Consider the following 12,799-nt stretch of genomic DNA (forward strand, 5'->3'; position numbering starts at 1 on the left):
AGTGGAAGGATAAGGAACAGTACCTGCTCGAATTCTGCGGTTTGAGCTGAATTATTATCTTTAAAATCCGGCAGAATTTCCTTGTAATTTCAGGCAATCCTGCCGAGATTGAAGATAATTTGATTTTGAAGATAATCTTTGTTATCATCAATTGATGATAACAATCATTAGCCAAGTGCCGAAGGAACGGTCGGTGTGATTTCAACATGGATTATTGCAGCTCTCCGGAATCGGACGTTCTTTTCCTTTATCGAACTCAACCATGCCATTCAGGAAAAGCTGGCGGAATTCAATGCGAAATCCTTAAGGATGACGGCCACCGAAAGTAAAACAATTAGGAAATTTAAAAAATAATGTCCTAAGTGTGTCCTATCACGACTATTAAATGCTTTTAAAATACCATTTACCTGTTGATTCGTAATCAGTAGGTCGGGGGTTCGATTCCCCCCGCTAGCTCCAGTAAAAAATAATATTATGTTAAAAGAATGGCTTTAATTAGCGGTTCTTTTTTTATTTTTTGATTTTAGTTTCCACCAAAAGTATGACCGACTGTGAAAAATCAAAAAACTCTGGCTATTTCTGGCTATTTTACTCCTATTTTTTGTCGTACTTGTAGCCTACTTTTTGTCGCACTTTTTTTACGATATTTTGGATAATGAGTAAATTTGGCAATATTTCACAATTTTACGACTGGTGACAAAAGGTATCATTGTAAAAAAAAATACTATTATTATTGAAATATTTGTGAATATTCCACTTGAATAGTGTACGCTTATCGATGGTTCAAAGCAGTGTTTCTGATATTTCAAAGCACCTTTTCCGGAGCCAGTACAGTTGCTGTTATTGACATCGCTGGTGTCAATAATTTGAAACATATTTTCGCAAAAGTCAAACTATTGGCACCTATCCACAAAATAAGCCCAACAGTAAGAGCTGGTCACGCAATGGATACGTAATTAATTGGTTCTATAGCAATCTGAAGAAAGTGTCTTCGACCAGAGAAAAAAGACTCTTCTCCGACATACTAAAGGGAGTTGCTAAAAGTGCAGCGGTAAATCGCATTGTTAAAACACCGAACCGCAAAATCCATGGTGTGAATATCTACACCTATCTCAACCATCTACTTCTGTGCATGCCGGATACAGATTATCAGAATGACCCCGAGGCGTCTAACCAACTGACGCCTTGTTTAGAACAGGTACAGACAAAATATTAACTATATAACGTATCCAGAACTGGTTTCCTGTTGCACCAGTTCTATTTATTTTAGCACCTTTTGTTTAAGCGCTTACGTTTAATTATAAAAAATATAATCAAAATGCGACTAAAGAAATTGTTTAGTGTTTTATTTTTGTGTGGAAATTATGTCATTTCAGAAAACGATATAGATGCTCTCTGATGGAAGAATATTGTTTTAAACAAAGGGATTAGAGAGGATGAGAAAAGGACGATAAGAATTAGTAAAGTCTAAAAAAGTTGGATAAATATAATAATTCAACCATCTCTTAGAAGGATGAATGAAATCGTTTGAAATGCTACGATTATACCGTAATATTGATCAAACAAATTTAGGAGGCGAAATAATGGTAGAAGTGCAAGTTCCTATGATAGGACAATCGGGAATGGATGTAAGAATTGAAGTATGGATGATTGAAGAAGGCGAACACGTTGAAAAGGGAGAAGCTTTATACGAACTCTCCAATGAAAAACTCAATCAGGAGATTGAAAGCCCTGCCACCGGTACTTTAGTTAAAATTTTAGTGCAAGAAGGCGAAACAGTTGCTGTTGGTGACATACTAGCCCACATAGAAGAATAGGAGTTAATATGGCAGATTCAAAAAGAGTAAAAGAAAGTTATAAAATTTCCGGCGCGCGTAAATTCATCGGGAAGAAAATGACAGAGAGCCTTAGAGATTATCCTCAGGGATCTGGATCTATTTATTTTCCAGTAGACGCAGTGCTTGACCTAAAAGATAACCTAAAGGCTCAAAATCCTAATGTAAGTGTTACTTCCGTATTTGTCAAGCTGGCAGCGGAAGCTTTAAAAGAACACCCATTGATAAATTCAGCATTGATCGGTGATGAATTCTTTATATATGATTCTATAAATATTGCAGTGGGCATTGGTTTGCCAGAAGGAATTATGATGGTTGTTGTTAAAGAAGCTCAAGATAAGGATATTTTCCAAATTTCAGATGAGCTTCAAGATATGATCGCAAAATTGAAAACAAAAAAATTAGGAATGGAACATATGATGGATTCTACATACACCATAAGCAATATGGGGATGCTTGAAATAGACCAAGTGACACCATTTTTGAATCCACCAGAAACAGGTATCATGGCTATCGGGACAACAAAAAAACAGTTGGTTGTGAATGATGATGACACCACAAGCATTAAAAGAATGGCGTGTTTTAGTGTCACAATAAATCACGCAGCAATTGATGGATTTCATAGTGGTCTATTTCTAAAAACATTTAAAAAATATTTGCTGGACCCTAGATCCTTTATGGGTTTGAAATAAAAAAACTTGGAGGTAAATTAATGAACTTTTCAAATGAAGAACTACTGGACATGTATTCGGATATTGTGAAATCAAGAGTCCTCGGTGAGAAAATCGTTGAGTACATTTTCAGCGGAAAAATTGCAGGTGCAATCCATCCTTGTTTAGGACAGGAAGCTGTCAGTGCAGGTATACTGACTGCATTCAAAAAGTCAGACATTGTAACTTATGGTACTGAAACGCATCGAGCTCAGACAGTAATGGCTCATCGAGTTGGTTGGAAACCGTTTATTGCGGAATTACTTGGCCGCACGGGTGGTTGTAATGACGGAATATCAGGTGAGTATCATATACATGACCTCAAAAATGGGCAACTCCCTGCAGCAGGTGCACTCGGTGGGACATGGGCAGAAATTGCTGGATTTGCCTGGGCTCTAAAAAATGATGGTAAAAAGCGACAGATTGGTTTTGCTCCATATGGAGACGGTGCTATAAGTCAAGGAGCAACTTATGAAGCAATGAACATCGCAGCACTTTTCAAATTGCCGATTTTGTTCTTCATCGAAAATAATGGGATTGCGATGTCGACACCAGTGGAAAACCAGTCCCCATTAGAAAATCTTGCAGATAGAGCAGCAGCATTTAACATGAAAGGGGTTACCGTTGATGGCGATGATCCAGTAGCAGTCGCTGAAGCAGTTCTAAATGGTATGGAATTGGCAGCTAATAATGAACCGAACGTTGTTGAAGTAAAAACAATGCGTTGGGAAGGTCACTATGTTGGTGATCCACAGAAATATCGAGATTTGAGTTATAAAGAAGACCTAGATTCCATTTGTCCTGTTGTCCGTTTCGAAAAACGTTTGATAGAATTGGGAATTCTGGATGATGAAATAATTAAAGCAGTAAGAGAATCTCAAACAAAAGAAATTGTAGAAGGTTTTGATGAAGGATTAAGTCAAAACATTGCAACTAAAGAACAGGTGTTGGATTACAATAGAGTTTATTCAAATAATGCAGGAGGTGAACTATAATGTCAGAAATGTCAGTTATGAAAGCTCTGAATCTTGCCATGTTCGAAGAAATGGCTGCTGATGAAAAAGTTATATGTATTGGGGAAGATCTCGGCAAACAAGGTGGTTGCTGGGGAACCTTTACTGGATTACAGGAAAAATTTGGAAAAAATCGTGTATTGGAATTTCCGATTTTAGAAGCTGGTTACACATTATTCTCTGTCGGTGCTGCATTAGGTGGGTATCGGCCAATTGTAGAATTTATGTTTGCCGATTTTGTAACCTTGGGATTTGAAGGGATTGTCGATATTGCAGCAAAAATTCGTTTTAATTCCGGTGGCGTCGATAGTTGCCCGGTAACTTTTGTTTTGCCTCAGGGTGGAGGAGGAAAGAGTGGTGCCCATCATTCTCAAAGTGTTGAAGCTTGGTTTGCAAATGTACCAGGTCTCAAAATTGTAGCTCCGACAACTCCAGCAGACGTAAGAGCTTATTACCGTGCTGCGATTCGTGATGATGATCCGACATTGTTCATTTACCAGAGAGCAACAATGGGTTTGACAGAAGAAGTGCCCGATGAGTTGGATGAAGTGCCATCTTTACAAAAAGCTGGGAAAATTGTCAAAACAGGTGCCGATTTAACCGTTGTTGCCTATCATAGAGCATTGGTTAATGTTAAGGCAGCAGCCGCTCAAGTTGAGGAAGAAACGGGAAAAACAATTGAGATTATTGATCCGAGAGTATTAATACCCTTCGATAAAGAAATTGTATTTGATTCTGTTAAAAAGACTGGCCGCTTAATGGTTGCACATGAGGCGCCAGAAAGAGGTGGCTTTGGAGCACAGATTCTCTCATGGGTTGTCGAAAATTGCATGAAAGAATTAAAAGCAGCACCAGTTCGTGTAGCAGGTATGAACTCAATCATACCATTTGGAGATTTAGAGAAATATTTATATCCATCCGTTGAAGATATGAAAGCAGGAATTTTAAAAGCACTAAAATAGTCCGATAATTTGCAATAGACAGGAGCGATGAAAATCATCGCTGTCTATTGCTCTAATATAAATTAAGGAGATAATAGTATGGCTATCAAATTTGATTTTTCTGAAAAAACGGCGGTTATTACTGGGGCAGCAAAAGGTATTGGTGCAGCTATTGCTGAAATGTTTGCTGAGTCTGGAGCAAATGTTATTTTAGTTGATATGGATGTTGAAAATGGCGAAAAAATAGCGTCGAAGCTTGAAGAAAAAGGAGTCAAAGCATTTTTTCGAAAAGTAGATATCAGTGATGAAAATGCTGTGGATGCATTTTCAAAGGAGATATTAGATAAATTTAATAAGATTGAAATCCTTGTTAACTGTGCAGGTATTGGACCAAAAGATATAGGACCGCCATTTCTAAAAATATCTTCAGACGACGTAAAACGTGTTTTTAATGTCAACACAGTAGGGATGCTTAATATGTGTCGATCTTTTTATGGTAATTTTTACGCACAAAGAAGTGGAAAAATCATTAATATTTCTTCAATTGCGGCGTTTCTGCAGGTACCAATGATGCCTCAATATGGAGCCTCCAAGGCGGCGCCGATTAGTTTTTCCAATTCACTTGCCAAAGAAATGGGAAGTTTTAATGTGAATGTCAACTGTGTCAATCCTGGATTTATAAATACGGATATTTATTCCGATGCACTAGATTTTAAGAAAGCAGTGCCTGGGGCATTCGAAGATTGCAATACAAGCACGGAGGTTGTTGAAAAAATGGCATCTGGATCTGCGTTAAAGCGTACTCAGACACCAGAAGATATTGCTTTTGCAGTATTGTTTTTAGCATCGGATGAGGCAAAGAATATAACCGGACAGTGTTTAAATGTCGATTCAGGAATTATTTATCGTTAAATAGGAAGGTTGAGGAGAAAAAATGAAGGCGGTTCAAAAATTAGAACATGGTGTTGGTTATCTTGGATATGTAGAAGTTGAGGAGCCAAAAATAGCTCCAGGTAGCGTTAAAATTAAAGTTGAGTATTGTGGAATTTGCGGTTCTGATTTACATATTGTTGGTGGTTTTGAAACACCGACATCTCCGCTCCCAATTCCATTTACCATGGGTCATGAATATAGCGGAACCATAGCCGAAATTGGTGAAGGGGTAACGCAATTTAAAGTTGGTGATCGTGTCACAGGTATTGTAACAAAAGGTTTCTGTGGGAAATGCAGATCTTGTTTAATGGGAGATATTGGGAGATGCCAGGATGCCATCAATATTGGTTATGAATGTGACGGAGCAATGGCAGAATACATTTGCATGCCAGAAGGAGCGACTTTTAAGTTGCCTGATAATGTTAGTTTAGAAGAAGGAGCGTTGGTTGAACCAGCCGCTGTTGCCGCTCACGCTGTTTTAGAAAACGTTGACATAAAACCAACGGATACGGTTGTAGTTATGGGTGCTGGACCGATCGGTTTACTTGTTCTTCAATTTGCAAAAGCCTGTGGTGCAAAGACAATTTTAGCGGACATTTCTTCCGCAAATGCTCGATTGGAATTAGGTAAAAAACTTGGAGCGGACTACACTTTTGAAAATGACAAATGCAACGTAATCCAGGAAGTGCGTGCCCTGACCTTTGGAAAAGGTGCTGATTTTGTTTTTGAATGCACGGGCGTAGACATCGTAATTACACAATCAATCATGATGACAAAACGGGCAGGAACAATTGTTGAATTAGCCCTTACCAGTGCAGAAGGTAGCAATATAAAAGCATATATTGTTGCCGTAATGCAAAATATGAGAATCCAGTTTTCATATGGTCATAATCTGGGCACATGGCAAAAAACGCTTCAAATGATGGCCGATGGCAGGATTAACACTAAAGATTTAGTCACACATAAATTTAAATTTGAAGATTTTGATGAGGCATTTGAATGTAACGATGCAAATAAAATAAAAGTATTATTGCATCCATAATGCCCTTATCAGTGCGGTAATGAAAAGGATTGCCGCACATTTATTATTTGAGAGGTGAAAATGAACTATAAAGAATTATTAGATAAGAAAACAATCACAATTGAAGAAGCTGTCGGAAAGATCACCAGTGGAGCTACAATATACACCTATGGTATAGCTGAGCCAATGGCTTACATGGATCAATTTCATTTATTAAAAGATCGTGGCGTAAAAGGGGTTACCCATATTAATTTATTAAACCTGAAACCTTATGATTTTTATTCGGATGAAACATATGACGGCATCCTTAATCATGTTAGTGGATTTTATGGGAATTTTATGAGAGATCCTGCTCAAACCAAAATGACGACATTTTATCCAAATCATTTGAGTAAAAGTGGAACAGATCGATTATATTATCATGAGGTAACAGGAAAACCAGTGAGTATCTTTACACTGTCAGTTAGCCCGATGGATAAGCAAGGTTACTTCAGCACTGGTCCAATTTGCGTTGCCAGTCCAGATTACTTAAAAAAAGCGGATCTGGTAATTTTAGAAATAAATGAAAATATACCACGAACTTTTGGCGATACCCAGGTGCATATATCTGATGTTGACTATGTTTTATATGGTAACAACGAGGTGATGTACCTTCCGAGTCGTAACGCTGCATCGAGCGATGAAGACATTCTTATTGGAAAACATATTGCTGATATGATTGAAGACGGATCGACTCTTCAGTTGGGCATCGGTGGAATACCAAATGCAGTTGCAATGGCGTTGAAAGATAAAAAAGATTTAGGCGTTCATACTGAAATGTTGAATGATGGTCTTGTTCAATTGTATAAGGAAGGTATTGTAACAAATCGATGTAAAACACTTTATAAAAATAAAATGGTAACATCATTTACGTTTGGCACCAAGGAAACATATGACTTCATCGATGACAATGTTGGCGTACTGCATATAAATGTCAGAGACAGTAATTCGCCTTTCGAATTAGCAAAAAACCATAAAATGATATCTGTCAATACGACACTTCAAGTTGATTTGTTTGGCCAATGTTCTTCGGAAGCTATTGGAACGCGGCATATAAGTGGTACCGGTGGTCAGGTTGAGACAGCTCAAGGTGCTAAAATGTCAAAAGACGGGAAATCATTTATTGCGTTGCACTCAACTGCCAATGTGAAAAACGCGAGTGGCGAAAGAGTTTTGAAATCGACGATTGTAGATGTTCATCCCGAAGGTACCGTCATTACATTGTCAAGGGCTGATGTTGATTATGTTGTCACTGAATATGGTGTTGCAGCATTACGAGGCGCGTCACTAATTGAACGGGCAAAAGCGTTAATAAGTATAGCGCATCCGGAATTTAGGGATGAGCTTGAAGAAAATGCAAAAAAACGCGGCATATTAAGATAACGGAAACAAATGCCTGGTTTTGTAAAGGTATGCCGGAAGCATTGTATGATGTTCAGAAAGAAGTGTTCATAAATTAAAAAAAACAATAAAGGAAAAGGTGTTTAAAATGGAAAATAAATCAGTTAATGAAAAAGTTAAAGAAGGTATTGTCCTGGGTATTATCCTGACCATTGCAATATTTGTATTCTCAATCGTAAGTGGAAAGTTAGGATTGGTGAACGTATGGGCTGGCTGTATGTTCTTTTGGTATTGGGCAAATGTTGACCATTTCAAAATGGATCATATTGTAGAAAATATCGTTGGTTCATTAGTTGGGATTGCGTTGTGTTTTGGGCTTTACTATTTGCTTCACAATTACGGGATGTCAGTTTTTGAAATAGCACTGATTGCAGTATTATTTGTTGTTTTATTTTTTAATATTACAGAGTTTTTACCATACATTCTTAATAAGGCTACATTTTTGTTTATTACTGTCCTAACAGCACATCAGTTTTTAACAGAAAGTAATTATTTAGATTTACTTCTTTCATATGCATTTGGTGTTGTTTGGTTTTCACTAATCCTTACCGTGGCATTTAAAGTATTGGGCGCGCTTGCGGTTAAAAAAACAGCGTAAAAAGGCTTACAGTCAGCGAGAATTTTAATTATTATTTTCAAAAAGAGCTAATTTTCGAATTTTTCGGATTGCTTCTGAACGAGTGGATACATTTAGTTTATTGAAAATATTTCGAACATGTGATTTAACGGTAGAAACACTGATATAAACCGTTTCTGAGATTTGTAGGTTACTTGCACCATCAACTAAGAGAGATAGTATCTCACTTTCTCTCTTAGTTAGATTGTATTCTTCGACAAGATGATTTTGTATATCATCTCCTGGTTGTCTTTCCTCAATTTTCCTTATTGTCAAGCAATAGAACGTTTCAATATATTGGTTCTGATTTATTTGGGGAGGGTAAAACGTTACTAAAAAACCGTTGGTTTTAATAACTGAATTCTCTTTTAAATTGTCAAGCGTAATTTGATTTGTAGATTCAACGAAATTGATCAAATCATAAACGATTTCATTAATATTTGGCTTACTAGACAGAAAAGCAGTATAGTTGATAAATGTTTTATTGAAATCAATAACATCTTTATTTTTATTAAAGAAAACGAAACCAACTGAAGTAAGATCGAATAAACGATTTGCAAGGAAAATCTTATCTGCTTGAGAAGTATATTTTCGAAATAGATTCAAAGATTCATGAAATGCTTTTCCAATTTGAGTCAACAATTCTAGTTCTTTTTGAGTGAAGTTTCCTTCATTCCGGGTTTTGAAAATGCTGATAATATTCATTGGAGGATGCGCAGCATCACTCGCACCTAAAATGGCTTGGTATGCAATACCGTTTTTTATTAACGATTCACCATATGGCGAGTTTAGAAATTCGTCATAGCAGAGGTCGTTAGTAGTATAAACATATTTGAATTTGTTCGAATTTCGGAGGGTGTCAATTTTATTATAAAAGGGATCATACGCGTAAAAATTTTCTTTGTAAGCCTTTAGAATATTTGGGCGTAAATAAAGAGTTTCTAATTTTGATAAGGAACGTTGTCCGTCTGGATTTACGTCAAAAACAGCATATGCAGTAAGCTTTAAATCAAAAAAATCGATTAATGCCGTAAGTGTTCGGTTAATAAAGTCTGAATAGTCTTTATTAATGAAGAAATAAAAATTCAAGATCTTTTCATAGTCACTGATAGTTAGTAGAGACAAAGCACTGCACCACCCTTAAGGTATGATTTATATAAAATTTAAACGTTAACACTATTATATAACAAAAAAATACAAGAAAGCAAGAGAATTTACGATTAGGAGAGCAGATGAAAAAAAATGAAATTAGGATAACATATTTATCAAATGCCGGTTTTATGTTAACTGATGGATATACAAAAATTCTGATTGATGCTGTTCATACTGAACAAGCACTCAATTTCAGCCCCATACCCGAGAAAGTAATGAATAAAATTATCAATGGTGAGGAAGATTTCAGTAATATTGATTTTTTGATTTTTACACATGTGCATAAAGATCACTGTGATCTAAAAAAGCTATGTGAAGTACAAAATCCGGAAACAAAAATAATATTACCAGAACTTGATGAAAATAATAAAATTTATATGAAAGACGATTTGGATCTTCTACCAAATCCAATTTCGTATTTGAATTCTGGATATGGTGAAGTTACTGTTATTGAAGCAGGAAATATTAAAATTAAGGCAGCAAGAACATACCATGATGGGATCAAATATCATAATACAGTTAATCACTTTAGCTATTTAATCAGTGTTGCAGATCAGCAGATCCTTTTTATGGGAGATGCAGAATCTGGTAATTCGAATATTACTGATTGGTTGGGAAATGAAACGATTGATACGGTTTGTATAAATTTTACAGAAATTAGCCAGGAAATAGGACGCGCTTTTATCAGTGAAGTAGTTAATCCTCAGTTGGCCATTTCCTGTCATATTCCATTACAACAACATGACAAATTCCACTACAGAGAAAGGGCTATGGAGAATGTCAGTAAATATAGTGGCTCACTGCCAAAGGTTTATGTATGTTTAGAAACAATGGAAACAATTAAAATATGATCAGTATAGATAGGGAGATTATGATTATGAATAATGAAGTAAAAAAGACCACTATTTCAGCAAATGAAATGGATTTTACGTGTCGAACCTGTGGACTGGATAATAAGGGTGAATTGGTCATCTTATTACATGGTTTTCCTCAAAGTTCTATTATTTGGGAGAATATTATTAAAAAACTGGCAGACAAAGGCTATCGTTGTCTTGCCCCTAACCAACGTGGTTACAGTGATGGTGCGCGGCCAGTTGGTATGGAAAATTTTACCACACGAAAATTAGCTTCAGATGTTGTCGCTTTAGCGGATGCAGTTGGTGAAAGGGGAAAATTCCATTTAGTCGGCCATGATTGGGGCGCTGGTGTAGGTTGGGCTGCTGTTACCCTATATCCGGAAAGAATACAATCTTGGACAGCCATGTCAACACCACATTCGGCGGCATTTGAATGGGCGGTTGCAAATGATCCTGAACAGCAGAAACAAAGTCGTTATATCTTTGAATATCTAACTCCAGACCTTCCTGAGGAATTGCTTGTAAAAGATGATCATGCAAGACTTAGAGAAATATGGAATGGATTCGAAACAAAAAATATTGATGATTATCTTGAAATATTCTCAACTAAAGAAGCATGTACATCAATACTCAACTGGTATAGAGCCTTGATGCTTGTAAAACCAAGTGAACAAAATCCTGAGATTCATTTTGGCCCTATATATACTCCGACTTGTTACATTTGGGGAAATCATGATTTTGCATTGGGAAGAGTAGGTGTTGAAAAAGGGCATGAGTACATGAAAGGGTATTACAAATTTGTTGAACTTGACGGAGTAGGACATTGGTTAATGGAAAACAATGAAGAAGAATGCACAAAAGAGATAATCGAGCTAATCGAAAACAATCCAGCAACTAAATAATTCACACAAATGAAAAACATTAAATAATTATAATTTAGGAGAAATAAGATGAAGACGAACGCATTCATGATGTTAATACCACAGTTTATTGATGTAGGAATTTCAAGCAAAACAGGTGAAAAACTAAAAGAACTGGGATGCACTAAAGTCCTGGTCATGTATGATAAAGGCGTTGAGGCGGCTGGAATAACCGAAAAAATAATCGACGTTATTCGACATGAAGGGATAGAAGTAGTCACAAGTAATAGAGTAGAGGCTGATCCGACGGATTTGATTATCACAGAAATGGTAGACTTTGCTAAAAAAGAGAAAGTTGATGGCGTAGTTGCAATTGGTGGCGGCAGCAGTATTGATGCAGGAAAGGGGGTTAAATTATTGCTGAATAACGATGAACCGCTTCAGAGCTTTTATGACTTATCATTTCCCCAAAAATCAGGCGTACCGATGATTGCAATTCCAACAACATCTGGAACGGGTAGTGAAGCATCTAAGGGAAGTGTAATCACGGATACAGAAAGTGGCTCGAAGCGAGTCGTTATCGGGATGGGAACCATGCCAGATATGGCTCTGATTGATCCAGAACTTGTTCTAGGTGTGCCGCCTAAGGTCACGGCAGCGTGTGCTTTTGATGTTCTCGCTCATGCAATTGATGCAATAACATCCAATATGACAAATTTGATTACTCAAAGTATATCATATGAAGCCATCCGATTAATGAAAAACAGTTATAAAAAAGTCATCGAAAATGGCAATGATCTGGAAGCTCGTACCGAGATGCATTTAGCTTCAAATTTGGGTGGTATTGCATTAGCAAATGCAAAATGTTCAATGAGCCATGCATTTGCGCATTCGATGGGAGCCATTTTTCATGTGCCTCATGGCGTTAGTTGTGCCATCTTTACGCCTGCATGTCTTGAATTTGTGGTTGAAGAATGTCCCAAAGAAATAATTAAAATTGCAGATTTACTGGATGTCAATTATAAAGACACCGATAGCACGGAGTCAATTGCGAAGAAGACTTCAGAAACGATTCATGAAATGTATCGCTCTGTTGGGATACCGGATATCACCGAATTTGTTCCTGATAAACAAGTCGCTTATGAAAAAATAATACCATTAGCATTTAAAGACATTATGGTAAATTTCTGTCCAAGAAAACTTGATGACGACGGAGCAAAATGGATTATTGACCGAACCTATGAATTAGCAGACTAGTAATTTAAAAATTATCATTAAAAAAGACCAGCTAATAAAAGTCAATAGTAAATTTCATATTTTTTAAAAATTAGGATGAATAAAAAATGGCATGGTAAACAAGCCATCAAAAAATCCGAACAATGGCCCAAAACAGCTAATCGAAATTTACAGGGTTAAGCGAC

General features: G+C 36.7%; 12 protein-coding genes. 11 read left to right on the forward strand and 1 reads right to left on the reverse strand.

Annotation, left to right across the window (positions count from 1 at the left end; translation table 11 throughout):
• The first annotated feature begins 1,517 nt into the window (after positions 1 to 1,517).
• From ACEW8F_RS14715 to ACEW8F_RS14750, 8 genes are all read left to right on the forward strand, one after another.
• Entirely contained in the window at positions 1,518 to 1,817 is a 300-nt protein-coding gene (locus ACEW8F_RS14715) for a lipoyl domain-containing protein (protein ID WP_373484221.1), read from the forward strand.
• An 8-nt stretch (positions 1,818 to 1,825) separates the two neighbouring features.
• Positions 1,826 to 2,527: a 2-oxo acid dehydrogenase subunit E2 gene (locus tag ACEW8F_RS14720; RefSeq protein ID WP_373484222.1), complete on the forward strand. Its 702-nt coding sequence runs from the start codon at positions 1,826 to 1,828 to the stop codon at positions 2,525 to 2,527.
• A gap of 20 nt (positions 2,528 to 2,547) precedes the next feature.
• Positions 2,548 to 3,540, forward strand: coding sequence for a thiamine pyrophosphate-dependent dehydrogenase E1 component subunit alpha (locus ACEW8F_RS14725; protein ID WP_373484223.1), 993 nt, complete (start codon positions 2,548 to 2,550; stop codon positions 3,538 to 3,540).
• Entirely contained in the window at positions 3,540 to 4,520 is a 981-nt protein-coding gene (locus tag ACEW8F_RS14730; protein ID WP_373484224.1) for an alpha-ketoacid dehydrogenase subunit beta, read from the forward strand. The genes ACEW8F_RS14725 and ACEW8F_RS14730 overlap by 1 nt, the downstream gene beginning before the upstream one ends.
• Before the next feature lie 78 nt (positions 4,521 to 4,598).
• Complete coding sequence (locus ACEW8F_RS14735; RefSeq protein ID WP_373484225.1) at positions 4,599 to 5,411, forward strand: SDR family NAD(P)-dependent oxidoreductase; 813 nt, start codon at positions 4,599 to 4,601, stop codon at positions 5,409 to 5,411.
• A 22-nt stretch (positions 5,412 to 5,433) separates the two neighbouring features.
• The gene (locus ACEW8F_RS14740; protein ID WP_373484226.1) at positions 5,434 to 6,474 is read left to right on the forward strand and encodes a zinc-binding dehydrogenase; all 1,041 of its coding nucleotides are present in this window, start codon (positions 5,434 to 5,436) and stop codon (positions 6,472 to 6,474) included.
• Positions 6,475 to 6,534: 60 nt separating this feature from the next.
• A complete protein-coding gene (locus tag ACEW8F_RS14745; protein ID WP_373484227.1) occupies positions 6,535 to 7,875 on the forward strand; it encodes an acetyl-CoA hydrolase/transferase family protein in 1,341 nt (446 codons plus the stop codon).
• A gap of 106 nt (positions 7,876 to 7,981) precedes the next feature.
• Positions 7,982 to 8,491, forward strand: coding sequence for a hypothetical protein (locus ACEW8F_RS14750; RefSeq protein WP_373484228.1), 510 nt, complete (start codon positions 7,982 to 7,984; stop codon positions 8,489 to 8,491).
• Between the two features lie 24 nt (positions 8,492 to 8,515).
• Here ACEW8F_RS14750 and ACEW8F_RS14755 read toward each other — a convergent pair whose 3' ends face one another.
• A complete protein-coding gene (locus ACEW8F_RS14755) occupies positions 8,516 to 9,634 on the reverse strand; it encodes a response regulator transcription factor (protein WP_373484229.1) in 1,119 nt (372 codons plus the stop codon).
• Between the two features lie 107 nt (positions 9,635 to 9,741).
• Between ACEW8F_RS14755 and ACEW8F_RS14760 the strand changes: the two genes are divergently transcribed.
• From ACEW8F_RS14760 to ACEW8F_RS14770, 3 genes are read left to right on the forward strand one after another with little or no spacing between them, the layout of a single operon-like run.
• Positions 9,742 to 10,512: an MBL fold metallo-hydrolase gene (locus tag ACEW8F_RS14760; protein WP_373484230.1), complete on the forward strand. Its 771-nt coding sequence runs from the start codon at positions 9,742 to 9,744 to the stop codon at positions 10,510 to 10,512.
• A 26-nt stretch (positions 10,513 to 10,538) separates the two neighbouring features.
• Positions 10,539 to 11,420 carry an alpha/beta fold hydrolase gene (locus ACEW8F_RS14765; protein WP_373484231.1) on the forward strand — a complete coding sequence of 294 codons (882 nt, stop codon included), beginning with the start codon at positions 10,539 to 10,541 and terminating at the stop codon, positions 11,418 to 11,420.
• Positions 11,421 to 11,468: 48 nt separating this feature from the next.
• Positions 11,469 to 12,635, forward strand: a complete 1,167-nt coding sequence (locus ACEW8F_RS14770) for an iron-containing alcohol dehydrogenase (protein WP_373484232.1) — start codon at positions 11,469 to 11,471, stop codon at positions 12,633 to 12,635.
• Positions 12,636 to 12,799: the final 164 nt, after the last annotated feature.

Source organism: Acetobacterium sp. (assembly GCF_041752335.1).
In the GTDB taxonomy this organism is placed as follows: domain Bacteria; phylum Bacillota; class Clostridia; order Eubacteriales; family Eubacteriaceae; genus Acetobacterium.